Origin of the sequence: Rhodococcus sp. B7740 (assembly GCF_000954115.1) — a bacterium.
Classification (GTDB): Bacteria; Actinomycetota; Actinomycetes; order Mycobacteriales; family Mycobacteriaceae; genus Rhodococcoides.
Window position 1 is genome coordinate 859,282 of the sequence record NZ_CP010797.1, and the last position, 26,129, is coordinate 885,410.

Below are 26,129 nucleotides of genomic sequence, written 5' to 3' on the forward strand. Positions count from 1 at the left end.
ACAACGAAGGAGCTTGAACACCATGGCCGAACGCGTCATTCTCGCCTACTCCGGCGGACTCGACACCTCCGTCGCCATCAGCTGGATCGGGAGGGAGACCGGCAAGGAGGTCGTCGCTGTCGCCATCGATCTGGGCCAGGGCGGCGAGGACATGGACCTCGTGCGCCAGCGTGCGCTCGATTGCGGCGCAGTCGAATCCGTCGTCGTCGATGCCAGGGACGAGTTCGCCGACGAGTACTGCCTGCCGACGGTGCAGTCCAACGCCCTGTACATGGATCGGTACCCGCTCGTGTCGGCCATCAGCCGGCCGTTGATCGTCAAGCACCTCGTGGAGAACGCGCGGGCGCACGGCGGAACCGTTGTCGCACACGGGTGCACGGGCAAGGGCAACGACCAGGTTCGGTTCGAGGTCGGCTTCAACACCCTCGCCCCCGAGCTCGAGGTGTTGGCACCTGTTCGCGACTACGCATGGACGCGCGAGAAGGCGATCGCGTTCGCCGAGGAGAACGACATCCCGATCAACGTGACCACCAAGTCGCCGTTCTCGATCGACCAGAACGTCTGGGGACGCGCGGTGGAGACCGGTTTCCTCGAGGACCTGTGGAACGCGCCGACCAAGGACGTCTACGACTACACCGAGGATCCGACGGTCAACTTCCAGGCTCCCGACGAGCTCATCGTCTCGTTCGACAAGGGTCGCCCCGTCGCGATCGACGGCCGTCCGGTCTCGGTCCTCGAAGCGATCCAGGAGCTCAACACTCGTGCCGGAGCGCAGGGTGTCGGCCGCTTGGACGTCGTCGAGGATCGGCTCGTCGGCATCAAGAGTCGCGAGATCTACGAGGCACCCGGTGCCATGGTGCTCATCCGGGCCCACGAGGAGCTCGAGCACGTGACCCTCGAGCGCGAGCTCGGTCGCTACAAGCGCCACACCGACCAGAAGTGGGCCGAGCTGGTGTACGACGGCCTGTGGTACTCCCCGCTCAAGGGCGCTCTCGACACGTTCGTGCAGCACACGCAGGAGCACGTTTCCGGCGATATCCGCCTGGTCCTGCACGCGGGCGGAATCATCGTCAACGGTAGGCGCAGTGGCGAGTCCCTCTACGACTTCAACCTCGCCACCTACGACGAAGGCGACACGTTCGACCAGTCGGCAGCCAAGGGATTCGTTCAGCTGCACGGACTCTCGTCCAAGATCGCCGCGAAGCGGGACCTGGGCCTGTGACGAATTCGGAGATCTCACACGGAACCAACGAAGGTTCGCTCTGGGGTGGCAGATTCGCATCCGGACCGGCCGCCGCCATGGCGGCGTTGAGCAAGTCGACGCACTTCGACTGGGTACTCGCGCCGTACGACATCCGCGCATCCATGGCGCACGCCCGGGTGCTGAACGGTGCCGGACTGCTCACCCCGCAGGACCTCGAGACCATGCTCGACGGTTTGCAACGTCTCGCCGACGACGTCGCCTCCGGTGCGTTCGTGGCAGCCGATTCGGACGAGGACGTGCACGGCGCTCTCGAACGCGGTCTGATCGATCGCGTCGGACCCGAGGTCGGGGGCCGGCTGCGCGCGGGCCGGTCGCGTAACGACCAGGTCGCCACGCTGTTCCGGATGTGGCTGCGCGACGCCGTCCGCCGGGTGTCCGTCGGCGTTCTCGATGTGGTCGACGCGTTGGCCACCCAGGCAGCGGCGCATCCGACGGCCGTCATGCCGGGCAAGACGCATTCGCAGGCCGCGCAGCCGGTGTTGCTGGCGCATCATCTGCTCGCGCACACCCATCCGTTGCTGCGCGACGTGCAGCGCTTCGCGGACTTCGACACGCGAGCAGCGGTGTCGCCGTACGGTTCCGGGGCTCTCGCCGGTTCGTCACTGGGTCTGAGTCCGGAGAAGATCGCAGCCGAGCTCGGATTCGACTCGTCCGCCGAGAACTCGATCGACGCCACGTCCTCGCGCGACTTCGCGGCCGAGGCTGCGTTCGTGTTGGCGATGACGGCGGTCGATCTGTCTCGGTTCGCCGAGGAGGTCATATCGTGGAGCACGCCCGAGTACGGCTACGTGACATTGGCCGACGCGTGGTCCACGGGCAGTTCGATCATGCCGCAGAAGAAGAATCCGGATGTCGCGGAGCTGACCCGCGGAAAGACCGGTCGACTGATCGGAAACCTCACCGGTCTACTGGCCACGCTCAAGGCACAACCGTTGGCCTACAACCGTGATCTCCAGGAGGACAAGGAGCCGGTGTTCGACTCGGTGGCGCAGCTCGAGCTGTTGCTGCCTGCACTCACGGGATTGACGGCAACGCTCGAATTCCACACCGAGCGCATGGCCGAACTCGCACCGGCCGGGTTCACGCTCGCCACCGACATCGCCGAGTGGATGGTGCGGCAGGGGATTGCGTTCCGCGTAGCTCACGAGGCCGCGGGTGCCTGTGTCCGAGCGGCCGAGGCGCGAGGCGTCGGGCTGGCGGATCTGACCGACGACGAGCTCGCCGCGATCGATCCTTCCCTCACGCCGGCCGTTCGTGAGGTGCTCACGGTGGAGGGTTCCATCTCGTCGCGGGACGCCCGCGGTGGCACCGCCGCGGTGCAGGTGGCGCATCAGCTCGGGGGCGTGCGAGCCACGGCGTCGATGCTGCGTACGTGGGCCGAGGAACCGGTGTTGCGGCACTGAGTGCGCAATCGACATCCCTGCCGGTTCGTCGAGTGTGATGTGAGAAGCTTTCGTCACGCGAAGACCGATGCCGGTCGTTCCGTCGGGGCCGAACGCAGGAGTGTACTTGTGGGACTGAATGCAGACGCCGTACGCGGCCCACTGCGCCGTGCCATTGCCACGGCGCAGAACGGTCTCGAGGTCATCCGTCTCGGTGGGCTCGAGACCGAGGTGGACCCGTCACCGTTTCGGGTGATGGACCGCGAGCCGATGTATCGGCTTCGTCGTTACTTCCCCGACGATGTTCCTGCGGACAGTCCTCCGGTGGTGCTGATTCCTCCGATGATGGTCTCCGCGGACGTCTACGACGTGACGACCGACCAAGGGGCGGCGGGAATCCTGCACGGCATGGGGTTGGATCCGTGGGTCGTCGACTTCGGTTCGCCCGATACCGAGGAAGGCGGATGGGGCCGCACGCTCGCCGATCACGTGGTGGCGATCAGCGAGGTCGTCGACAAGGTGCACGAGCACACCGGTCGCGATGTACACCTGGGTGGCTATTCCCAGGGCGGAATGTTCTGCTACCAGGCGGCCGCCTACCGAGGCGGCCGAAATCTGGCCAGTCTCATCACCTTCGGGGCTCCGGTCGATACACTCGCCGGTTTGCCTCTCGGGATCCCGGCCGGAGTGGCGACGCGAGGTGCGGAGTTCCTGGCCGACCATGTGTTCACCCGGCTCGCCGTGTCGGGGTGGATGGCGCGGACTGGATTCCAATTGCTCGATCCGGCGAAGACCGTGCGGTCGCGCTTGGATTTCCTACGCCAGTTGCACGACCGTGAGGCACTGTTGCCACGCGAGCCGCAGCGACGCTTTCTGGCGATGGACGGGTGGGTGGCCTGGTCCGGCCCGGCCGTTGCCGAGTTGTTGAAGCAGTTCGTCGTGCACAACCGCATGATGACCGGCGGGTTTGTCATCAAGGACAGACTGTTGACTCTGGCAGAACTGACGGTGCCGGTGTTGGCCTTCGTCGGCGAGGTGGACGACATCGGTCAACCGCTCGCCGTCCGCGGCATCCAGCGCGCTGCCCCGCGTGCGCAGGTCTTCGAAACAACCTTGCGCGCAGGCCATTTCGGCTTGGTTGTCGGCAGTACCGCGGCTGCGCAGACGTGGCCGACGACGGGAAACTGGATTCGGTGGCGGGAAGATCTCGGACCCAGGCCCGAGGCGGTCCGCGTCATGGAACGCGAGGATCACGGTGACAGCGACAGCGGAGTGTCGATCACCAATCGACTGATTCATACCGCTGCCTCCATCGCCGAAGTCGGCGTCGGTGTCGGCCGCGGGCTGGCGTCGGCCGCGACGGGGGCGGTGCGCGGTACCCGGGAGATCTCGTCCGAAGCCGTGCGCACGTTGCCGAGGCTCGCCCGCCTGGGGCAGATGCAGCCCCACAGCCGAGTCTCGTTGGGCCGCTTGATCGCCGAACAGGGACGTAAATCTCCGAACGGCGAGTGCTTCCTGTTCGACGATCGAGTGCACACCTACGATGCCGTGAACGTTCGCATCGACAACGTGGTGCGCGGTCTGATCAGCGTCGGCGTGCGGCCCGCGTCGCGCATCGGAGTGCTGATGGAGACCCGCCCCAGCGCGTTGGCTGCCATGGCGGCGCTCTCGCGGATCGGGGCGGTGCCTGTTCTGCTGCAGCCTGGCAGCGACCTGACTGCAGCCTTGCGGACCGTCGACGTCGACACGGTGATCGCGGATCCGGAGAACGTGGCAGCTGCAGTGTCGGTGACACCGAACGTCCTGGTGCTCGGCGGCGGAGACACGCGGACGCTCGACGTCCCGTCCGGATACGAGGTCACAGATCTCGAGGCCATCGATCCCGACACGGTGCGTTTGCCCCAGTGGTACGAGCCGGACCCGGGTCGTGCCCGCGAACTGGCGATGATCCTGTTCACGACGACCGATCACGGTCTCGAACCGCGATACATCACCAACCACCGCTGGGCCTTGTCCGCTTTCGGTACGGCCACCACTGCTGCTCTCGGTCCCGGCGATACTGTGTATTGCCTTGCACCGCTGCATCATTCGGCAGGAATCCTCGTCACGATCGGTGGTGCACTCGCGGGCGGATCGCGGATCGCACTGTCGCGTGGTCTCGAGCCCGAGAGGTTCAGCGAAGAGGTCTACCGCTACGGCGTCACGGTCGTGAGCTACACCTGGACGATGATGCGTCAGATCCTCGACGACGGCCGATTCCCCGTCGACTCCGGTCACCCGGTGCGGCTGTTCATCGGATCCGGCATGCCGGTGGGGCTGTGGCGACGCACTCTAGCAAGATTCAGCCCGGCTCGGGTACTCGAGTTCTACGCCTCCACCGAGAACGACGTGATTCTGGCCAACGTCGCAGGCTCGAAGATCGGATCCAAGGGCCGACCGTTGCCCGGTAGCGCACGGGTTGCATTGGCGGCCTACGACCCGATCACCGGGCGTCTCGAAGAGGACGACGAGGGCTTCGTTCGACAGTGCCGCGACGACGAGATCGGACTACTCCTCGGCCGACCGAGCGGAGACGGCGAAGCGACCAGTCACGTCATGCGGGGAGTGTTCGAACCCGCGGACGCGTGGATCCCCACCGAGAACCTGTTCCGTCGCGATTCCGACGGCGACTACTGGCTCGTCGACCGCAAGGACACCGTCGTGCGATCGGCCTGCGGGCCGGTGTACACCCAACCGATCGTCGACGCGGTGGGTGACCTGGATCAGGTCGATTCGGCTGTGGTGTACGGAGTGCGGGTGACGTCCGATCGGCCACGATCGGTGCGCGTCGAGGCATCGGCCACCGAGGTGGCCGTCTGCGCCATATCGCTGCAACCGGAAGCGGTGATCACCGCTCGTGCGTTGACGGACACTCTCGGCGTGCTGCTGCCGGCGGAGCGCCCGGCGATCGTGCACGTGGTGCCCGAAATTCCGGTGGGTCGCGCGTACCGACCGACCGCGACGGCGTTGAAGCAGGCCGGCATTCCGACGCCGAGTGCGCGTTCGTGGTACTACGACGCCGAGTCGAACAGCTATCGTCGAATGACGAAAGCTGTTGTGGCCGAGCGGTTCGTCGGACGAGAAGCCGCCGCCGAACAATCGTCGTAGCAATGACGTCATAGCAATGACTCAGTGCAGAACGGAACGTGTTCGGTAGCGTAAGCGAGTACACCACTTCCGGTTCGACCGGATCAGAACGAAGGACACCCGTGGCAATCGATTCGACACTGCTTTCCATTCTTGCGTGCCCAGTGGACAAGGGACCGCTGTTGTTGATCGAAGGGGAACTGCTCTACAACCCGCGACTTCGGCGTGCATACCCCATCGAGAACGGAATTCCGGTGTTGCTCGCGGACGACGCCCGCGATGTCGACGACGCCGAGCACGAGTCGATCCTGTCGCGCGCCACGTCCTAGTGCTTTCCGTCGGTCACCCCGCGTTCGTCGACCACTGGGTTCGTCGACCACTGGGTTCGTCGACCACTGGGTTCGTCGACTACGGCGTTCTACGACGCAATGTCGCGGCGGCTCCGATCAGCGCGGCGACGGTGAAAGCCATGACCAAGGCGAGGTCGGTCCACATACGGCCGGTGGCCGCGGGGTACCGGGCTATCTCCTGGAGCGCGTCGACCAGGTAGCTCAGCGGCAGAACATCGCTGATCGCGCTCAGCCAGTTCGGCATCTGGTCTCGTGGCACCAGTAGTCCGCACAGGAACAGCTGCGGAATCACGACGACCGGCATGAACTGAACGGCTTGGAACTCGGTGCGAGCGAACGCGCTGCACAGCAGTCCGATGGCGACGCCGAGCATCGCTCCTAGGACTGCGATCACCAGAACCCATCCGACCGAGCCCTCGATGTCGAGCCCGAGAAATCCGAACGCGACGGTGCACGCGAGCAGCGCTTGACCGACAGCGGCGAGCGAGAAGGCGGACCCGTAGCTTGCAAGCAGGTCCAATTTGGACATCGGCGTCGTCAGCAGGCGCTCGAGCGTTCCGGAGGTGCGTTCACGCTGCATCGAGATCGACGTGATCAGGAACATGACGACGAACGGCAGGATGCCGAGCATCGTGATGGTGATCCGATCGAACAACGCCTGCTGGTTCGGCTGGGTCGGCACGTCTTGGTAGAGGTAGTACAGCAACACCATCAGCAGGGACGGAACGAGCAGCACCATGGCGACCGATCGATGGTCGGCTCTGAGCTGGCGCAGGATGCGGCCGGTGCCGGCTGTATAGATCCGCGCGTTCACGATGTCTGTTCCATGGATCTGACGAGAGACAGGAATGCGCGATCGAGGGTCGTTTCGTTCGTGCGTGCGAGTAGGGCGTCAGGGCTCGATTGGGCCAGCACGGTGCCGTCGCGCATCAGAACGAGACGGCTGCAGTGCTCGGCCTCTTCCATCACGTGGCTCGAGACCAGCACCGTTGTGCCTCGTGCTGCGATATCGGCGAAACGTGACCACAGCTCGGAGCGCAGCACGGGATCCAAGCCGACGGTCGGTTCGTCGAGCACGATCAGCTCGGGTTCGGCAATGAGCGCACTGGCCAGGGATACCCGCCCCAGTTGACCACCCGAGAGTTCGCCCGCCCGTGACGATGCGTGGTCGGCCAGGCCGACCGACTCGATGGCGGACGCCACGTCCGCGCGGCGGCGACCGTACAGCGACCCGAAGTACTGCACGTTCTCGCGAACGGTGAGATCTCGATAGACACTCGGTGCCTGGGTCACGTAGCCGACCGTGCGGCGCAATGGTGCCGAGCCAGCCGGAGATCCGAGGACTGTCACGGTTCCGCTGTCCACGATCTGAGTGCCGACGATCGCGCGCATCAGAGTCGTCTTGCCGCAGCCCGACGGACCGAGAAGTCCCGTGATGGCTCCTCGAGGGATGGTCAGGGACAGACTGCGCAGCACCGTTCGTTTGCCGCGCCGAACCGTCAGCCCTGAGATGTCGACGGCGTGTTCACCGGTGAACGCCATGTCGGCCTCCAGACTCGTCGGATGTTGCAGTAGTAGCCCCGTCGCGCTCGGTGGTCAAGGGCGAAGCATCATGGGAGGGATGAATGCCGTTGAGTTGGAGATCGGGGAGCCCGACGACGCAGCGCGACGCATCCTCGGTGGAACCATCACCGTGGGCGACGTGTCCGTGCGCATCGTCGAAGTCGAGGCCTACGGTGGTCCGCTCGACGGTCCGTGGCCCGATCCGGCCGCGCATTCCTTCCGGGGGCCGACCGCTCGCAACGAGGTGATGTTCGGTCCTGCAGGTCGTCTCTACGTCTACCTGAGTTACGGAATGCATCTCTGTGTGAACGTGAGCTGCGGCCCGGACGGTACGGCCGCTGCTGTGTTGCTTCGTGCGGGTGAGGTGGTGGCGGGCCACCACGTCGTCGAGAGCAGGCGTGCCGGCCGCGGCCCACGATCGGCGCGGGTCGAGGCCGGTTGGGCCCGCGGGCCGGGCAATCTCGGTCGAGCAATGGGCGTCTCGCTGGAAGACAACGGAAAGGACGTGTTCGACGCGTCGTCGCCCGTCACCCTCGACCTTCTCGAACGCCCGCTGCACGAGAAGATAGTTGGATCCGGCCCACGGGTGGGGGTGAGTGCCGCGGCCGATCGTCCGTGGCGCTTCTGGGTGCTCGGGTCACCGTCGGTATCGAGCTACAAACGGAGTCCTCGCGCCGCCGCGCCCGGTGGCTCGGAGGCCTGACCGACGTGTGGATGCGTCCATGCAGGAGAATCGACGTCGTGAGTGAGAACATCATCGACGAAATGACCTGGCGTGGACTGATCGCGCAGTCCACAGATGTGGACGCGCTGAAGAAGGCCACATCCGAGGGCCCGATCACGCTGTACTCCGGCTTCGATCCGACCGGTCCTTCGCTACACGCAGGGCACCTCGTGCCGTTGCTGGCGCTCAAGCGTTTTCAGCGGGCAGGCCACCGTCCGATCGTTCTCGCCGGTGGTGCCACAGGACTCATCGGTGACCCGCGCGATGTGGGGGAGCGGACCATGAATTCCCGCGAGGTCGTCACCGACTGGGCGTCGCGTATCCGTGGCCAGCTTGAGCGGTTCGTCGATATGGACGAGAGCCCGACTGGCGCAGTGGTGGTGAACAACCTGGCCTGGACGGGGGAATTGTCCGCGATCGACTTTCTCCGCGACATCGGCAAGCACTTCTCGATCAACGTGATGCTTGCTCGCGAGACGGTGAAGAACAGGCTCGAGAGCGACGGAATGTCGTACACCGAGTTCAGTTACATGCTGCTGCAGGCGAACGACTACGTGCAGCTTCGCCGCCAGTACGGCTGCAGCCTCCAGATCGGTGGCTCCGATCAGTGGGGAAACATCATCGCCGGGGTGGAACTCAACCGGCGCCAAGACGCCGAGTCGGTCCACGCAATGACGGTTCCGCTGGTCACGTCCGCCGATGGGAAGAAGTTCGGTAAATCCACCGGAGGCGGCAGCCTGTGGCTCGACCCGGAGATGACGAGCCCGTACGCCTGGTACCAGTACTTCGTGAATACCGGTGACGCGGATGTGGTGAAGTACCTGCGCTGGTTCACCTTCCTGTCCAAGGACGAGTTGGCAGAACTCGAGTCGGCGACCACCGAGCGTCCGCACGCGCGCGAAGCGCAGAAGCGCTTGGCCGCAGAGATGACCACGCTTGTCCACGGTGAAGCGGCGACGCGATCGGTCGAACTCGCCAGCCAGGCGCTCTTCGGGCGGGCCGAACTGACGGAACTCGACGAGAAGACGCTCGCCGCTGCGCTACAGGAAGCGTCTGTGGCGGATATCGAAGCGGGTGCGCCGAACACCATCATCGATCTGCTCGTCGCTACCGGGTTGAGCGAAAGCAAGGGCGCTGCCCGACGCGCGGTCAAGGAGGGTGGCGCATCGGTCAACAACGTCAAGATCTCCGACGAGGAGTGGACGCCCGGCGCGGACGATCTCCTGCACGGCCGGTGGTTGGTGGTGCGACGCGGAAAGCGGAACTTCGCCGGAGCCCGAATCCTCGGCTAGATTTTCGATGGCTGCCAGTGGCTGGAGTCACAACCGTGTAATTTGGTTACGACGCCCGCCAGGTGGGTAAGTGACGCCGTGCGACCAGGCTGTTCACGCGAACCATCCGTGAACGACCTGGGGATTTGACGCGTTGTTATCCGGGGCGTAACTTTGTCCAGGTCAGAGCGACACGGACGCCAGCCCAGACCACAAGGCCTGAGCGACGCGGAGTTCGCCTTCGACAAGATGAAGTCGATCGGATCGCAAGATTTCGACCTCTTCACGGATGAGAAGCCAGTTTGACTGTGCTCGATCATCTGATCTAAGCTGGAACGGTTGCCCCGGACACCCACGAGCTTCAGCTCATCGGTGAATGGTGTGTGCGTGTTCTTTGAGAACTCAACAGTGTGTCGATGAATGTCAGTGCCGAATGTTTTTGGCGCTCATGCCTTTTGGGGTGTGGGTGTGACATCTTCTTGCTTCATTCTTCCCGTCTGAGGTGAGAGGGTTTTGTTTGTTTTGCTAGTTGAGTTTTTTTTGCTAGTGATTTGACTCTTTATGTTTATGACTGATTCGCAGTTTCGGCTGTTGATCGAGAGTCTTTTACGGAGAGTTTGATCCTGGCTCAGGACGAACGCTGGCGGCGTGCTTAACACATGCAAGTCGAGCGGTAAGGCCTTTCGGGGTACACGAGCGGCGAACGGGTGAGTAACACGTGGGTGATCTGCCCTGCACTCTGGGATAAGCTTGGGAAACTGGGTCTAATACCGGATATGACCGCATGCCGCATGGTGTGTGGTGGAAAGATTTATCGGTGCAGGATGGGCCCGCGGCCTATCAGCTTGTTGGTGGGGTAATGGCCTACCAAGGCGACGACGGGTAGCCGACCTGAGAGGGTGACCGGCCACACTGGGACTGAGACACGGCCCAGACTCCTACGGGAGGCAGCAGTGGGGAATATTGCACAATGGGCGGAAGCCTGATGCAGCGACGCCGCGTGAGGGATGAAGGCCTTCGGGTTGTAAACCTCTTTCAGCAGGGACGAAGCGTGAGTGACGGTACCTGCAGAAGAAGCACCGGCTAACTACGTGCCAGCAGCCGCGGTAATACGTAGGGTGCGAGCGTTGTCCGGAATTACTGGGCGTAAAGAGTTCGTAGGCGGTTTGTCGCGTCGTTTGTGAAAACCCGGGGCTCAACTTCGGGCTTGCAGGCGATACGGGCAGACTTGAGTGTTTCAGGGGAGACTGGAATTCCTGGTGTAGCGGTGAAATGCGCAGATATCAGGAGGAACACCGGTGGCGAAGGCGGGTCTCTGGGAAACAACTGACGCTGAGGAACGAAAGCGTGGGTAGCAAACAGGATTAGATACCCTGGTAGTCCACGCCGTAAACGGTGGGCGCTAGGTGTGGGTTCCTTCCACGGGATCTGTGCCGTAGCTAACGCATTAAGCGCCCCGCCTGGGGAGTACGGCCGCAAGGCTAAAACTCAAAGGAATTGACGGGGGCCCGCACAAGCGGCGGAGCATGTGGATTAATTCGATGCAACGCGAAGAACCTTACCTGGGTTTGACATACACCGGAAAACCGTAGAGATACGGTCCCCCTTGTGGTCGGTGTACAGGTGGTGCATGGCTGTCGTCAGCTCGTGTCGTGAGATGTTGGGTTAAGTCCCGCAACGAGCGCAACCCTTGTCTTATGTTGCCAGCGCGTTATGGCGGGGACTCGTAAGAGACTGCCGGGGTCAACTCGGAGGAAGGTGGGGACGACGTCAAGTCATCATGCCCCTTATGTCCAGGGCTTCACACATGCTACAATGGCCAGTACAGAGGGCTGCGAGACCGTGAGGTGGAGCGAATCCCTTAAAGCTGGTCTCAGTTCGGATCGGGGTCTGCAACTCGACCCCGTGAAGTCGGAGTCGCTAGTAATCGCAGATCAGCAACGCTGCGGTGAATACGTTCCCGGGCCTTGTACACACCGCCCGTCACGTCATGAAAGTCGGTAACACCCGAAGCCGGTGGCCTAACCCCTTGTGGGAGGGAGCCGTCGAAGGTGGGATCGGCGATTGGGACGAAGTCGTAACAAGGTAGCCGTACCGGAAGGTGCGGCTGGATCACCTCCTTTCTAAGGAGCATTCTCCAGAACATGTACCAGCACACAGGTGCTCGGATGATGGTCTGGCAGAGCCCGTTTCGTTCCCACACGTGGAACGGCGGGAGCTCACGGGTGGAACACTGACAATCAGACATCGCGTATCGGTGGGTCTTCAACGACTCCGCCGGCGATGTCTATATCGATGCACTGTTGGGTCCTGAGAGAACACGCGAAAGCATGTTTCTTTCTAGGCAAGACAAATATGGCTGGGAGTTCGTATCCCTATCGCGGGATGATGGTGGGCCTTTCGGGGTTCGGTGTCGTGTCGGTCTGATGGATGCAGGATGTTCTTCTGGTTGTGTGTTGTTTGAGAATTGCACAGTGGACGCGAGCATCTTTGTTGTAAGTAATGAAGAGCGTACGGTGGATGCCTTGGCACCAGGAGCCGATGAAGGACGTAGGAGGCTGCGATAAGCCTCGGGGAGCTGTCAACCGAGCTGTGATCCGAGGGTGTCCGAATGGGGAAACCCAGCACGAGTGATGTCGTGTTACCTGCACCTGAATATATAGGGTGTGTGGAGGGAACGTGGGGAAGTGAAACATCTCAGTACCCACAGGAAGAGAAAACAATAGTGATTCCGTGAGTAGTGGCGAGCGAAAGCGGATGAGGCCAAACTTTGTGCGTGTGATACCCGGCAGGGGTTGCGTATGGAGGGTTGTGGGGTTTGCATTGTCGATTCTGCCGGATCGGCCGACAGTGAGAAATTGTGGTGTTAGTCGAAGTGGTCTGGAACGGCCTGTCGTAGAGGGTGAGAGTCCCGTAGACGAAAACATTGCAACTGTCGTTGTGGATACCCAAGTAGCAGCGGGCCCGTGAAATCTGCTGTGAATCTGTCGGGACCACCCGATAAGCCTGAATACTCCCTGGTGACCGATAGCGGACTAGTACCGTGAGGGAAAGGTGAAAAGTACCCCGGGAGGGGAGTGAAATAGTACCTGAAACCGTGCGCTTACAATCCGTCAAAGCCGGTGCATGATTCGTCATGGCTGGTGATGGCGTGCCTTTTGAAGAATGAGCCTGCGAGTTAGTGGCATGTCGCGAGGTTAACCCGTGTGGGGTAGCCGTAGCGAAAGCGAGTCCGAATAGGGCGTATCCACCTTGTGTGGTGTAGTGGCGTGTTCTAGACCCGAAGCGGAGTGATCTACCCATGGCCAGGTTGAAGCGACGGTAAGACGTCGTGGAGGACCGAACCCACTTAGGTTGAAAACTGAGGGGATGAGTTGTGGGTAGGGGTGAAAGGCCAATCAAACTCCGTGATAGCTGGTTCTCCCCGAAATGCATTTAGGTGCAGCGTCACGTGTTTCTCACCGGAGGTAGAGCTACTGGATGGTCTAGGGGGCCTACAAGCTTACCGAAATCAGCCAAACTCCGAATGCCGGTGAGTGAGAGCGTGGCAGTGAGACTGCGGGCGATAAGGTTCGTAGTCGAGAGGGAAACAGCCCAGATCGCCAGCTAAGGTCCCTAAGCGTGTACTAAGTGGAAAAGGATGTGGGGTCGCGAAGACAACCAGGAGGTTGGCTTAGAAGCAGCCACCCTTGAAAGAGTGCGTAATAGCTCACTGGTCAAGTGATCCTGCGCCGACAATGTAGCGGGGCTCAAGTACACCACCGAAGCTGCGGCACTCACACAACAGCCCCATGCAGGTCTGCGGATCTGTGTGCAGGTGTGTGGGTGGGTAGGGGAGCGTCGTGCAGCCATGGAAGCATCGGAGTGATCCAGGTGTGGAGGCTGCGCGAGTGAGAATGCAGGCATGAGTAGCGAAAGACGAGTGAGAAACTCGTCCGCCGAATGACCAAGGGTTCCTGGGCCAGGTTAATCCGCCCAGGGTGAGTCGGGACCTAAGACGAGGCCGACAGGCGTAGCCGATGGACAACGGGTTGATATTCCCGTACCCGTGTAACCGCGCCCATGGTGAATCAGTGATACTAACCACCCTGAATCTCGCTTACTTCACGCCTTCGGGTGTGCGGGGGCGGGTGGATGCGTGGGACCTGATCTGGTAGTAGCCAAGCGATGGGGTGACGCAGGAAGGTAGCTGGGCCAGTCAGTGGTTGTACTGGTGTAAGCCTGTAGGGCGAACGGTAGGCAAATCCGCCGTTCACACAGCCTGAGAGGTGATGCGTAGCCGATTGAGGCGAATTCAGTGATCCTATGCTGCCGAGAAAAGCCTCTAGTGAGTTGTTACACGGCCCGTACCCCAAACCGACACAGGTGGTCAGGTAGAGAATACTAAGGCGATCGAGATAACTATGGTTAAGGAACTCGGCAAAATGCCCCCGTAACTTCGGGAGAAGGGGGGCCCCTGCCGGTGATCACTCTTGCAGTGTGAGCTGGTGTGGGCCGCAGAGACCAGTGAGAAGCGACTGTTTACTAAAAACACAGGTCCGTGCGAAGTCGTAAGACGATGTATACGGACTGACGCCTGCCCGGTGCTGGAAGGTTAAGAGGACCGGTTAGCCAGTGATGGCGAAGCTGAGAATTTAAGCCCCAGTAAACGGCGGTGGTAACTATAACCATCCTAAGGTAGCGAAATTCCTTGTCGGGTAAGTTCCGACCTGCACGAATGGCGTAACGACTTCTCAGCTGTCTCAACCATAGACTCGGCGAAATTGCATTACGAGTAAAGATGCTCGTTACGCGCGGCAGGACGAAAAGACCCCGGGACCTTCACTACAGCTTGGTATTGGTGTTCGGTTCGGTTTGTGTAGGATAGGTGGGAGACTGTGAAGCGGTGACGCCAGTTACTGTGGAGTCGTTGTTGAAATACCACTCTGATCGTATTGGATACCTCAACCTCGGACCATGATCTGGTTCAGGGACAGTGCCTGGTGGGTAGTTTAACTGGGGCGGTTGCCTCCTAAAATGTAACGGAGGCGCCCAAAGGTTCCCTCAGCCTGGTTGGCAATCAGGTGTCGAGTGCAAGTGCACAAGGGAGCTTGACTGTGAGACTGACAAGTCGAGCAGGGACGAAAGTCGGGACTAGTGATCCGGCACCGGCAAGTGGAAGCGGTGTCGCTCAACGGATAAAAGGTACCCCGGGGATAACAGGCTGATCTTCCCCAAGAGTCCATATCGACGGGATGGTTTGGCACCTCGATGTCGGCTCGTCGCATCCTGGGGCTGGAGTAGGTCCCAAGGGTTGGGCTGTTCGCCCATTAAAGCGGCACGCGAGCTGGGTTTAGAACGTCGTGAGACAGTTCGGTCTCTATCCGCCGCGCGCGTAAGAAACTTGAGGAAGGCTGTCCCTAGTACGAGAGGACCGGGACGGACGAACCTCTGGTGTGCCAGTTGTTCCACCAGGAGCACCGCTGGTTGGCTACGTTCGGAAGGGATAACCGCTGAAAGCATCTAAGCGGGAAGCCTGTTCCAAGATGAGGTTTCTCACCCCCTCGAGGGGGTAAGGCCCCCGGCAGACCACCGGGTTGATAGGCCAGAACTGGAAGCCCAGTAATGGGTGCAGGTGACTGGTACTAATAGGCCGAGGACTTACCACAAAGAAGCTACGCGTCCACTGTGCAATATCTGAAACAACACACGTTTCAGCACAACAATTGAATGAACCCAGTACGTCACCGATCCAGATCCGGTGGCACCGCTGATGTTCCGTGTGTAACTGTTTCGCAGAGTTACGGCGGCCATAGCGGAGGGGAAACGCCCGGTCCCATTCCGAACCCGGAAGCTAAGCCCTCCAGCGCCGATGGTACTGCACTCGACAGGGTGTGGGAGAGTAGGACACCGCCGAACACCCGTTGTAAGAAGGGGACCCACCTGGTGGGTCCCCTTTTTGCGTTTGTACCGAAATCCGAAAGGACGCCCGTGTCGGAAGACAACAACGATCGTCGCCCCTCCCGAGGGGACGGCGGCAACCGCCCGAGCGAGTCCCGAGACCGCAACCCCCGCGCTCAGGACCGCCGCGGAGACCCGCGTCGCTCGGACGGTCCTCCTCGCAGGCGCGGCGGTGAAGGTGGATTCTCCGGAGATCGGCGCGGAAACAGCGCATCGTCGGACCGTCGACCGCCGCGTCCGGATGAACCGGATCTACCCGACGAGGTCGAAGCCGGGCAGCTCGAGCCGGCAGTGCGCCGAGACCTGTTGAGCTTGGACAAGAACAATGCCACTGCTGTGGCCCGTCACCTCGTGATGACCAGCAGACTGCTCGACGACGATCCGCAGTTGGCGCTACTGCACGCGCGCGCTGCTCGTCAGCGTGCCGGTCGTATCGCTGTAGTCCGTGAGACCGCAGGAATCGCGGCGTACCACGCTGGTGAGTGGGCCGAAGCGTTGTCCGAGCTTCGCGCTGCCCGACGCATGGCAGGCGGGCCGGGTCTGATCGCTGTGATGGCCGACTGCGAGCGCGGACTGGGACGTCCCGAGCGCGCTATCGAACTCGGTCGCAGCGACGAGGCGCGTGAGCTGACCGGTGAGGAAGCGTCGGAGCTTCGAATCGTCGTGGCAGGTGCGCGGATGGACCTGAACCAGTACGACCAGGCCGTCGTCACGCTACAGACCTCGGACCTCGACGCGTCGCGATCCGGAACCGCTGCCGCGCGCCTGTTCTACGTCTACGCCGATGCGCTGGTTGCGGCAGGTCGCGTCGATGAAGGTGTGAAATGGTTCCTCAACGCTGCTGCGGCCGATGTCGATGGTGAGACCGACGCCGAAGAGCGGGTCGAGGAGCTGTCCGGAGGCAGTCAGTGACGTTGCTACGCGACGCCCACGACGTTCTGCTGCTCGACCTGGACGGCACCGTCTACGCCGGCAAGGATCCCATTCCCGGTGCAGTCGAAGCATTGTCGGGTGGGGCCGAGAAGCAGTACTTCGTCACCAATAATGCCAGTCGTGCTCCCGAGGACGTCGCCGAACATCTAGGTAGTCTCGGCTTCGCTACCTCAGCAGAGTTCGTCGTCACCAGTTCCGAGGCGGCCGCTCGGGTACTCGCGGGCAAGGTGGACCCGGGTTCACGGGTGCTAGTCGTCGGCACCGACGCATTGGCGAACGAGATCACCAAGGTCGGTCTGGAGCCGGTCAGGTCTGCCGACGACGATCCCGTGGCCGTGGTGCAGGGGCACTCCGTCGATACAGACTGGAAGATGCTTGCCGAGGCTGTCCTCGCCATCCGTGCGGGTGCGCTGTGGGTGGCTACGAACATCGACGCCACCTTGCCGACCGAGCGAGGACTCGTGTTGGGGAACGGCTCGATGGTCGCGGCGGTTCGCAACGCCACCGATATCGAGCCCATCGTGGCAGGCAAGCCGGCCGCCCCGATCATGCACGACGCCATCGAGCGCAGCGGAGCACGCGCGGCCCTGGTCGTCGGAGACAGGCTCGACACCGACATCGCTGGTGCGAACGAAATCGGTCTGCCGTCGCTGCTGGTGTTGACCGGCGTCAGTACCGCTGCAGAGTTGCTGCATGCGCCTCGGCATCTGCGCCCCACTCACATCGGCCTCGATCTCGGAGTCCTGAACAAGGACGAAGTGGCGTCGAGCGTCGGCAGCAAGACCGGTTGGACGGTCGCCATCGACGACGAGGTGCTCTCGGTGCAGTACGGCGGGGACGGTACGCCCGATGCGTTCGAGGGTGCGCTTGCCACACTGCACGTCGCCTGGTCCGGCTCGGCCTTCTCGGACATTCGCTTCGAGGGGGATGGACTCGGCGATCTGCGTTCGCTGCTCGGGTGCTGATACCGCATTCGACAGCAGTGTTCCGAGAGCGGCGGCGATCGGGCGTACGTCGGACCCATCCGATAGCGTGAGAGGCGATGAGCGCGTCTATTCCACTACCAGGACAGCACCGGCCGAGCGGTGCAGGCGATGAGTCGTCTGCAGATCCGGACACTGTTCGCACCGAAGTAACCTCGCTGCTGAATCAACTCACGATCGAGTCGACTTCCCACGAGGAATCCGAGGCTGTGGATTCCGACGCCCTTGCGCGCGACGCGAGTCTGCTCGACCGCGCGCACGAGGTACTCGTGCGCGCCCTGACCACCGTCGACAAGACCTGACGTGGCTCGTCGCGCACGGGTCGACGCCGAGCTGGTTCGTCGTGGACTCGCCCGATCTCGCGAGCACGCTTCGGAGCTGATAGAAGCGGGCCGGGTGAAGATCGCCGGGACCGTGGCCTCCAAGCCCGCGACCGCGGTGGAACCGGGCACACCGCTGCTGGTGGCCGAAGAAGACAACGAGGTCTCGTGGGCCTCCCGCGGCGCGCACAAATTGCTCGGCGCCCTCGACGCATTCGAGCCGCTCGGGCTGACCGTCGAGCGTGCACGTTGTCTGGACGCCGGTGCATCCACCGGTGGCTTCACCGACGTGCTTCTCAGTCGAGGTGTGCGTGAAGTGGTCGCCGTCGACGTGGGATACGGGCAGCTGGTGTGGCGTCTGCAATCCGACGACCGCGTTCATGTCATCGACCGCACCAACGTTCGGTCGATCGATGCGGAGACGATCGGTGGACCGGTGGACGTGATCGTCGCAGACCTGTCGTTCATCTCGCTCAAGCTCGTTCTTCCCGCATTCGTTGCCTGCTCGAAGTCGGGTACCGACATGGTGTTGATGGTCAAGCCACAGTTCGAGGTCGGCAAGGATCGAGTGGGTTCCGGAGGTGTGGTGCGCGATCCTGCACTGCGCGCCGAGGCCGTCGAGGACGTGGCGAAGGCGGCCGTCGCCTCGAATCTCACGGTGCAAGCTGTGGCGGCAAGCCCACTGCCGGGGCCGTCGGGCAATGTCGAGTACTTTTTGTGGCTGAGGGCAGGTGTGGGCGAGGACTCGCCACGCGCCGACATCACGGAACTCGTCCGGCTCGCGATCGAGGAAGGACCACAGTGACTCCGTCCCAGTCAGCACCGGAACGGGAGTCGACTCGAGAGATTCTTCTCGTCGCCCATCCAGGTCGACCGGACATCGCCGAAACCGCGCGTCGGGTGGGCAAGGTCTTCGATGAAGCGGGCATCTGCCTCCGTGTGCTCGTCGACGAGGTCGAGCCATCGAAGATCGAAGCCTCCGATACGGAGGAACACGACCATGTGTTCGTCGCAGACATGAAGCTCAACGTCGTCGAGTTCGGACCGGACGCAGCCGCCGGCTGCGAGATGGTCCTCGTGCTCGGAGGTGACGGGACCTTCCTGCGCGCAGCCGAGCTCGCGCAAGCGGCCTCGATACCGGTGCTCGGCATCAACCTCGGGCACGTCGGGTTCCTGGCCGAGGCCGAGGCCGACCACCTCGAAGGTGCCCTCGCCCGCGTCATCGCCGGGGATTACCGCATCGAACAACGCATGACGTTGGACATTGCGATTCGCGTGGGCGATCAGGTGGTCGATCGGGGCTGGGCACTGAACGAAGCGAGCATCGAGAACGGGTCGCGGCTCGGGGTGCTCGAGGTCGTGCTCGAAGTCGATGGGCGCCCGGTGTCCGCATTCGGGTGCGACGGCGTTCTGATCTCGACGCCGACGGGCTCGACGGCCTACGCGTTCTCGGCCGGTGGGCCTGTGGTCTGGCCGGAACTCGAAGCGATATTGGTCATTCCGAGCAACGCGCACGCTTTGTTCGCGCGGCCGCTCGTCACCAGCCCCGAGTCGATCATCGCGGTCGAGATCGATGCGGGCGGACACGCAGGATTCGTATTCTGCGATGGCAGGCGCACACTGAGCCTGCCGGCAGGTGCTCGCGTCGAGGTGGTGCGGGGAGCGTCACCGATCAAATGGGTTCGACTCGATTCGGCACCGTTCGCCGATCGCATGGTCAAGAAATTCGAACTGCCCGTTACCGGGTGGCGGGGGAGAGCGAGGTAGGAATGCTCGAAGAGATTCGGATCGACAGCCTCGGAGTCATTTCCGGTGCCAGCGCACAGTTTCACGAGGGGCTGACCGTACTCACCGGCGAGACCGGTGCGGGTAAGACCATGGTGGTCACCAGTCTGCACCTGTTGTCGGGTGCCCGCGCCGACGCAGGCCGGGTTCGGCTCGGCGCACAGCGTGCTGTCGTGGAGGGGCGATTCAGTACCGACACCGCGTCGGAGCAGGTGATCGACGACGTCGACAAGGTGCTCGAGTCCTCGGGAGGTCAACGCGACGAGGACAATTCGATCATCGCCGTGCGTACCGTCAACTCGGACGGTCGCTCGCGTGCGCACCTCGGTGGGCGCAGCGTGCCCGCATCGGTGCTGTCGAACTTCACCGACTCGCTGCTGACCGTGCACGGTCAGAACGACCAGCTGCGGCTGCTGCGTCCCGATCAGCAACTCGGCGCGCTGGACAGATTCGCCGGGGACGCGGTGGCGTCCCTGGTGTCGAAGTACCGCACCGCGCGCAAGACGTGGCTCGACGCGCGCAACGAGCTGATCGACCGCACCGAACGCAGCCGCGAGCTGGCGCAGGAAGCCGATCGGCTGCAGTTCGGCCTGCAGGAGATCGACTCTCTGGCACCGGAGCCGGGTGAAGATCGCTCCGTGGCCGAGGATGTGCGTCGGCTGGGGGACCTCGATTCGCTGCGTGAGACCGCGGAAGGTGCCTCGGCAGCACTCGTCGGGAGTACCGAGGAGGCGTCGGACACGGCGTCCGCGCTGTACCTGCTGGGCGAGGCTCGCTCTCGCCTCGAACATGCCGAGGACGCAGCACTGACCGAGCTGTTGCCGCGACTGAACGACGCGATGGCGATCGTGGGCGACATCGGGGCAGACCTCACCTCGTACTTGACGGATCTGCCGTCCGATCCGGGTGCCCTCGACACGATCCTGAACCGGCAGGCCGAGCTGAAGTCGTTGACGCGCAAGTACGCCGCCGATGTCGACGGCGTCATCGCCTGGGCGGAAGACGCCCGCGAGCGACTCTCGCACATCGACACCTCGGCCGATGCGCTCGCCGAGTTGAGCGCCAAGGTCGACGCAGCTGCGATCGACGTCGCGGCGGCTGCGTCGAAGCTCAGTGCGGCTCGAGCGAAGGCCGCCGTGAAGCTCTCGAAGGCGGTCAGCGTCGAGCTGGCGGGCCTGGCGATGGGAAAAGCCAAGCTGCAGATCGATGTTCGCGCACTTCCCGCCGGACCGTCCGACACTGCCCCGATCGTCGTCGACGGCACCGAATTGCATGCGGGCAGCAACGGCGTCGACGAGGTCGAGTTTCGTCTGTCCGCGCACGACGGTGCCCAGGCGCTTCCGATCAGCAAGAGTGCATCGGGCGGTGAGCTCTCGCGGGTGATGTTGGCACTGGAAGTGGTGCTGGCGGGCTCGGACAAGGGTGCGACGATGGTCTTCGACGAGGTCGATGCCGGAGTCGGTGGTCGCGCGGCCGTCGAGGTCGGGCGCCGACTCGGCCGGTTGGCTCGCACACACCAGGTCATCGTGGTCACCCACTTGCCGCAGGTCGCTGCGTTCGCCGATACCCACCTGGTGGTCGACAAGACCGACGCCAAGAAGGGCGCGGCGAACAGCGGCGTCAGAACGTTGTCGTCGTCGTCGGAGCGGGTCGTCGAGCTCGCGAGAATGCTCGCGGGGTTGGACGACACGGAGACCGGACGTGCGCATGCCGAGGAGCTGCTGGCCACGGCAAACGCCGATCGAGCCGCGTTGTAACTTTTGGTGCTGATGTGATCAGTGTGGTAGTTGTTTCGGCGCGCCTCCGTCGCCGGGCGTGTCGATCGGGTCATCATGGTCCTCATGAAGATGCCGGCTCTGCTGTCACGTAGTCAGGATTCGCTGCCCGGAATCACCGGTATCGCGCGAGTCGATCGCAACACGGCCAAGCTCCTCAAACGGGTCGGCCCGGGCGACATCGTCGTGCTCGACGAGCTCGACCTCGATCGCCTGACCGCAGATGCGCTCGTCGAGGCGGGGGTGCTCGCGGTCGTCAACGCGTCGCCGTCGATCTCCGGGCGTTACCCCAACCTCGGTCCCGAGGTCATCGTCGCCAACGGAATCACCTTGATCGACTCGGCCGGCACCGAGATCTTCAAGAAGATCAAGGACGGCACCAAGATCCGTCTCAACGACGGCGGTGTCTATACCGGCGATCGGCGTCTCGCCAAGGGTGACGAGCAGAGCGAAGCCGAGATCTCCGACAAGATGATCGAGGCCAAGACGGGCCTGGTCGACCATCTCGAAGCGTTCTCGGGCAACACGATCGAGTTCATCCGAACCGAGAGTCCGTTGCTCATCGACGGAGTCGGCGTGCCGGACATCGACATCGATCTCGAGGGCCGTCACGTGGTCATCGTCGCAGACGGACCCGGTCACGCCGAGGATCTGAAGAATCTCAAGCCGTTCATCAAGGAGTACTCGCCCGTCATCATCGGCGTCGGTGCGGGTGCCGACACCGCGATGAAGGCGGGTCATCGCCCCGACCTCATCGTCGGCGATCCCGAGGACGTCACTGCGCAGACGCTCAAATGCGGTGCAGAGGTTGTGCTTCCGGCGGATTCGGACGGACACGCGCAGGGTCTCGAGCGCATTCAGGATCTCGGTATCGGTGCCATGACGTTCCCGGCCACCGGTGCCGCTGCCGACCTCGCGCTGTTGTTGGCCGATCATCACGGGGCCTCGCTCATCGTGTCGGTGGGTAGCCCGGCCAGCCTGGACGAGTTCTTCGATCGTGGTCGACGCAACACCAATCCGGCCGCATTCATGACGCGTCTGAAGGTCGGCGCCAAGTTGGTCGACGCCAAAGCTGTTGCGACGCTGTACCGCAGCCGTGTGTCCGGCGGTGCGATCGCGCTGTTGATTCTGGCGGCGCTCGTTGCCGTGATCGTGGCGTTGGCCGTGTCCAACATCGGCGGTGAAGCGTTGGATTGGGCAATCGATCTGTGGAACCGGTTCGCTCTGTGGTTCCAGGGGTTGCTTTCGTGATTTCGCTTCGCCAACATGCCATTTCGCTGGCAGCGGTCTTCGTGGCCCTGGCCATCGGCATCGTGCTCGGTTCGGGTCTGCTCTCGAGCGGTCTGGTGTCGGGCCTTCGAGACGACAAGACCGGCCTCGAAACTCAGGTGGACGATCTGGAGGCGACCAACAATCGCCTGGGTGAGCAGCTCAACTCGGCCGACGGCTTCGACGCTGCGGTTTCGGGCCGAGTGTTGCGGGATACGTTGGTCGATCGCAGCGTCGTGGTGATCACCACCCCGGACGCCGACCCCGGGGACGTGGACGGAGTCACGCGGTCGATCGGAGCATCGGGCGCCACCGTCACCGGTCGGGTGTCGCTGACCGATTCGTTCGTCTCCGCTGCGAACGGCGACGATCTTCGGACGCGACTGACCAACGTCATTCCGGCCGGCGTGCAGTTGCGCACCGGCGCGGTGGACCAGGGCAGTCTCGCGGGGGACCTGCTGGGTTCGGTGTTGCTGCTGAACGCCGAGACCGCCCAGCCGCAGTCGACTCCCGAGGAGCTCTCGCTGGCACTGGAGACGCTGCGCAGCGGCGGGTTCATCGCGTACGACAACGGTGCCGTCGCACCCGCTCAGTTGGCTGTGGTCGTCACCGGTTCCGGTACCTCGGACGTGGAGGACGGCAATCGCGGGGCCATCGTCGCCCGCTTCGCGGGAGCCCTCGATTCACGTGGTGCAGGCGCGGTACTGGCCGGTCGCTCCGGTGCGGCCGAGGGCAACGGTTCCATCGCTGTCGTGCGAGCCGATTCGGCGCTGTCGTCCGCTCTCAGCACGGTCGACAACATCGACCGTGAAGCAGGACGGATCACCACCGTTCTCGCCTTGGCGGAGCAGCTGGACGGCGCGTCCGGCCGTTACGGCACCGGAGCCAATGCCAACGCCGTGACCGTCGGAGCGCCGGCGAGCTGATCGTCGTACGAACGCGCGTGTCGTTGGCGGTGAGGTAGGTACTGGTGTTACCGTGAAGTCCCGTGGGTAGCAGGCCCAATTTCCACGCTTTACCTCTCTTATCAGCCCCCTGATAGGAGCAAGCCCTGCAGACTCGTCACGGGAGCCTCATTGTCACGCCTTCAGTCGCGTTCCGACACCAAGCACATTTTCGTCAGCGGGGGCGTCGCGTCCTCGCTCGGAAAAGGCCTGACGGCATCGAGCCTCGGCCAGCTACTGACCGCACGCGGACTGCGCGTGACCATGCAGAAGCTCGATCCTTACCTCAACGTCGATCCCGGCACGATGAACCCGTTCCAGCACGGCGAGGTCTTCGTCACCGAAGACGGCTCCGAGACGGACCTCGACGTCGGACACTACGAGCGGTTCCTCGACCGTGATCTGTCCGGTTTCGCCAATGTCACTACCGGCCAGGTCTACTCGACGGTCATCGCCAAGGAACGCCGCGGTGAGTATCTGGGCGACACCGTTCAGGTCATCCCGCACATCACCGACGAGATCAAGCGTCGCATTCTCGCGATGAACGGCCCCGACCTACAGGGTCACCAGCCGGACGTCGTGATCACCGAAATCGGCGGCACCGTCGGCGATATCGAGTCGCAGCCGTTCCTCGAAGCCGCGCGTCAGGTGCGCCACGACGTCGGCCGAAACAATGTGTTCTTTCTGCACGTGTCGCTGGTTCCGTTCCTGGCTCCGTCCGGTGAACTCAAGACCAAACCAACCCAGCACTCCGTCGCGGCGCTGCGCAGCATCGGTATTCAGCCCGACGCATTGATCCTGCGTTGCGATCGCGACGTACCGCCAGGATTGAAGAACAAGATCGCGCTGATGTGCGACGTCGACGTCGACGGCTGCATCTCCACGCCCGACGCGCCGTCGATCTACGACATTCCCAAGGTGCTGCACAAGGAAGGCCTCGACGCGTACGTCGTTCGTCAGCTCGGTCTGCCGTTCCGTGATGTGGACTGGACGATCTGGGGTGGACTGCTCGAGCGTGTTCACCAGCCGCGTGAGACCGTGCGCGTCGGTCTGGTCGGCAAGTACGTGGACCTGCCCGACGCGTACCTGTCGGTCACCGAGGCGCTGCGTGCAGGCGGATTCGCTCATCGCGCGAAGGTCGAGATCAAGTGGGTCCCATCCGACGAGTGCTCGACGCCCGCCGGGGCGCAGGCCGCGTTGGGCGATGTCGATGCCGTGCTCATTCCCGGTGGCTTCGGTATCCGCGGTATCGAGGGCAAGCTCGGGGCCATCGAGTTCGCACGTACGCGCAAGATTCCGTTGCTGGGGTTGTGCCTCGGGTTGCAGTGTGTCGTCATCGAGGCGGCTCGTTCGGTCGGTCTTACGGACGCCAACTCCGCCGAGTTCGACCCGGAGACCAAGGATCCGGTGATCTCCACGATGGCCGATCAGGAAGATGCCGTCGCCGGTGACGCCGATCTGGGCGGCACGATGCGTCTCGGCGCCTACCCGGCAACCCTGCAGAAGGGTTCGGTCGTGGCGGCGTCGTACGGCACCGAAAGCGTTTCCGAGCGTCACCGTCATCGCTACGAGGTCAACAACGACTACCGGGATCGAATTGCCAAGAGCGGCTTGGTGTTCAGCGGTACTTCTCCGGACGGCCACCTGGTCGAGTTCGTCGAGCTGCCTGCCTCCGTGCACCCGTTCTTCGTGGCCACTCAGGCGCATCCGGAGCTCAAGAGCCGGCCCACCCGTCCGCATCCACTGTTCGCGTCGTTGATCAATGCCGCGCTGAAATACAAGGCCGCAGAGCGTCTGCCGGTCGACGTGCACGGAGATACGGGTCAGACGGAGGAATCGGACGTCGCCGCCGAGACCGTCGGATGAGCGAGCCTCGGCACGAGTTCACCACCCTCGATTCGTCGGTGCCGTACTCCGGCGCAATTCTCGCGCTCAGGCTCGACCAGGTGGCGATGCCGAACGGTCGTCAGGCCGAACGCGAGGTGATCGAGCATCACGGCGCGGTCGGGATCCTGGCCGTCGACGACCGGGATCGTGTGGTGATGATCGAGCAGTACCGGCATCCCGTAGGTCGTCGATTGTGGGAGTTGCCCGCCGGTCTGCTGGACGAGCCGGGGGAGCAGCCGGTGATTGCGGCTCAGCGTGAGCTCGCCGAGGAGACCGGGCTCGCCGCGCAGACGTGGTCGGTTCTGGTCGATGTGCTTGCCTCGCCCGGGTTCACCGACGAGGCCGTGCGGATCTTCCTCGCGCAGGGCCTGACCGAGGTCGATCGGCCCGAGGCACACGACGAGGAAGCCGACATCGAGCTCTCCTACGTTCCGGTGGACGAGGCCGTCCGTCGTGCGCTGTCGGGCGAGATCGTCAACGCATCCGCCGTCGCGGGCGTTCTCGCGTTCGCCGCGGCGCGCGCTACCGGTACCGAACTGCGCTCGGCCGATGCGCCGTGGGCGGATCTGCCGACCGCCTTCGAGAAGCGAAAGAGTTCGCGAAAGTAGCCACC

The 26,129-nt window shown here is 63.2% G+C and carries 17 protein-coding genes and 3 rRNA genes; 18 read left to right on the plus strand and 2 right to left on the minus strand.

Going from position 1 to position 26,129, the window contains the following annotated elements:
• Positions 1-22 precede the first annotated feature (22 nt).
• The 4 genes from NY08_RS04035 to NY08_RS04050 all read left to right on the plus strand — a co-directional run bounded on the left by NY08_RS04035 (position 23) and on the right by NY08_RS04050 (position 6,101).
• On the plus strand, positions 23-1,222 hold the full coding sequence (locus NY08_RS04035; protein WP_032394287.1) for an argininosuccinate synthase: 1,200 nt from the start codon (positions 23-25) through the stop codon (positions 1,220-1,222).
• Positions 1,219-2,667, plus strand: coding sequence for an argininosuccinate lyase (argH, locus tag NY08_RS04040; RefSeq protein ID WP_230596634.1), 1,449 nt, complete (start codon positions 1,219-1,221; stop codon positions 2,665-2,667). The genes NY08_RS04035 and argH overlap by 4 nt, the downstream gene beginning before the upstream one ends.
• A gap of 108 nt (positions 2,668-2,775) precedes the next feature.
• The gene (locus NY08_RS04045) at positions 2,776-5,793 is read left to right on the plus strand and encodes an AMP-binding protein (protein WP_045199684.1); all 3,018 of its coding nucleotides are present in this window, start codon (positions 2,776-2,778) and stop codon (positions 5,791-5,793) included.
• A 101-nt stretch (positions 5,794-5,894) separates the two neighbouring features.
• Positions 5,895-6,101 (plus strand): Trm112 family protein, encoded by a 207-nt coding sequence (locus NY08_RS04050; protein ID WP_032394286.1) that lies wholly within the window; start codon positions 5,895-5,897, stop codon positions 6,099-6,101.
• A 79-nt stretch (positions 6,102-6,180) separates the two neighbouring features.
• On the opposite strand, the gene NY08_RS04055 is transcribed toward NY08_RS04050, so the two are convergent.
• Both NY08_RS04055 and NY08_RS04060 read right to left on the minus strand, forming a co-directional pair.
• Positions 6,181-6,936, minus strand: a complete 756-nt coding sequence (locus tag NY08_RS04055) for an ABC transporter permease (protein WP_045195014.1) — start codon at positions 6,934-6,936, stop codon at positions 6,181-6,183.
• Positions 6,933-7,664, minus strand: coding sequence for an ABC transporter ATP-binding protein (locus NY08_RS04060; RefSeq protein WP_045195015.1), 732 nt, complete (start codon positions 7,662-7,664; stop codon positions 6,933-6,935). Before NY08_RS04060 ends, NY08_RS04055 begins: the two co-directional genes overlap by 4 nt.
• 79 nt (positions 7,665-7,743) lie before the next feature.
• Here NY08_RS04060 and NY08_RS04065 point away from each other — a divergent pair, with 79 nt between their 5' ends.
• The 14 genes from NY08_RS04065 (at position 7,744) to NY08_RS04135 (ending at position 26,124) form a co-directional block, all read left to right on the plus strand.
• Complete coding sequence (locus NY08_RS04065; protein ID WP_045195016.1) at positions 7,744-8,388, plus strand: DNA-3-methyladenine glycosylase; 645 nt, start codon at positions 7,744-7,746, stop codon at positions 8,386-8,388.
• Between the two features lie 38 nt (positions 8,389-8,426).
• Entirely contained in the window at positions 8,427-9,701 is a 1,275-nt protein-coding gene (gene tyrS, locus NY08_RS04070) for a tyrosine--tRNA ligase (RefSeq protein ID WP_032394282.1), read from the plus strand.
• A 584-nt stretch (positions 9,702-10,285) separates the two neighbouring features.
• Positions 10,286-11,803: ribosomal RNA gene (locus NY08_RS04075) — 16S ribosomal RNA — on the plus strand.
• A 370-nt stretch (positions 11,804-12,173) separates the two neighbouring features.
• Positions 12,174-15,328 (plus strand): 23S ribosomal RNA (locus NY08_RS04080).
• Between the two features lie 133 nt (positions 15,329-15,461).
• Positions 15,462-15,578: ribosomal RNA gene (gene rrf, locus NY08_RS04085) — 5S ribosomal RNA — on the plus strand.
• Together the 16S, 23S and 5S rRNA genes form the textbook arrangement of a ribosomal RNA operon.
• Before the next feature lie 72 nt (positions 15,579-15,650).
• Complete coding sequence (locus tag NY08_RS25440; protein WP_082073684.1) at positions 15,651-16,532, plus strand: hypothetical protein; 882 nt, start codon at positions 15,651-15,653, stop codon at positions 16,530-16,532.
• Complete coding sequence (locus NY08_RS04095) at positions 16,529-17,518, plus strand: HAD-IIA family hydrolase (protein WP_045195017.1); 990 nt, start codon at positions 16,529-16,531, stop codon at positions 17,516-17,518. Before NY08_RS25440 ends, NY08_RS04095 begins: the two co-directional genes overlap by 4 nt.
• A 321-nt stretch (positions 17,519-17,839) precedes the next feature.
• Positions 17,840-18,661 carry a TlyA family RNA methyltransferase gene (locus NY08_RS04105; RefSeq protein WP_032398197.1) on the plus strand — a complete coding sequence of 274 codons (822 nt, stop codon included), beginning with the start codon at positions 17,840-17,842 and terminating at the stop codon, positions 18,659-18,661.
• Positions 18,658-19,623, plus strand: a complete 966-nt coding sequence (locus NY08_RS04110; RefSeq protein ID WP_045195018.1) for an NAD kinase — start codon at positions 18,658-18,660, stop codon at positions 19,621-19,623. The genes NY08_RS04105 and NY08_RS04110 overlap by 4 nt, the downstream gene beginning before the upstream one ends.
• 2 nt (positions 19,624-19,625) lie before the next feature.
• Positions 19,626-21,398 (plus strand): DNA repair protein RecN, encoded by a 1,773-nt coding sequence (gene recN / locus NY08_RS04115; RefSeq protein ID WP_045199688.1) that lies wholly within the window; start codon positions 19,626-19,628, stop codon positions 21,396-21,398.
• Positions 21,399-21,482: 84 nt separating this feature from the next.
• Positions 21,483-22,667: a putative cytokinetic ring protein SteA gene (steA, locus tag NY08_RS04120; RefSeq protein WP_045199690.1), complete on the plus strand. Its 1,185-nt coding sequence runs from the start codon at positions 21,483-21,485 to the stop codon at positions 22,665-22,667.
• Complete coding sequence (locus NY08_RS04125; protein ID WP_045199692.1) at positions 22,664-23,611, plus strand: copper transporter; 948 nt, start codon at positions 22,664-22,666, stop codon at positions 23,609-23,611. Before steA ends, NY08_RS04125 begins: the two co-directional genes overlap by 4 nt.
• Before the next feature lie 150 nt (positions 23,612-23,761).
• Complete coding sequence (locus NY08_RS04130) at positions 23,762-25,495, plus strand: CTP synthase (protein WP_045195020.1); 1,734 nt, start codon at positions 23,762-23,764, stop codon at positions 25,493-25,495.
• Positions 25,492-26,124 (plus strand): NUDIX domain-containing protein, encoded by a 633-nt coding sequence (locus tag NY08_RS04135; protein WP_045195022.1) that lies wholly within the window; start codon positions 25,492-25,494, stop codon positions 26,122-26,124. Before NY08_RS04130 ends, NY08_RS04135 begins: the two co-directional genes overlap by 4 nt.
• Positions 26,125-26,129: the final 5 nt, after the last annotated feature.

What these genes read in the sequence shown, in the direction of transcription:
- steA (WP_045199690.1), top strand. Translation starts at nt 21,483, where the DNA reads ATGAAGATGCCGGCTCTGCTGTCACGTAGTCAGGATTCGCTGCCCGGA.
- NY08_RS04065 (WP_045195016.1), top strand. Translation starts at nt 7,744, where the DNA reads ATGAATGCCGTTGAGTTGGAGATCGGGGAGCCCGACGACGCAGCGCGA.
- NY08_RS04060 (WP_045195015.1), bottom strand. Translation starts at nt 7,664, where the DNA reads ATGGCGTTCACCGGTGAACACGCCGTCGACATCTCAGGGCTGACGGTT.
- NY08_RS04135 (WP_045195022.1), top strand. Translation starts at nt 25,492, where the DNA reads ATGAGCGAGCCTCGGCACGAGTTCACCACCCTCGATTCGTCGGTGCCG.
- recN (WP_045199688.1), top strand. Translation starts at nt 19,626, where the DNA reads ATGCTCGAAGAGATTCGGATCGACAGCCTCGGAGTCATTTCCGGTGCC.
- NY08_RS04035 (WP_032394287.1), top strand. Translation starts at nt 23, where the DNA reads ATGGCCGAACGCGTCATTCTCGCCTACTCCGGCGGACTCGACACCTCC.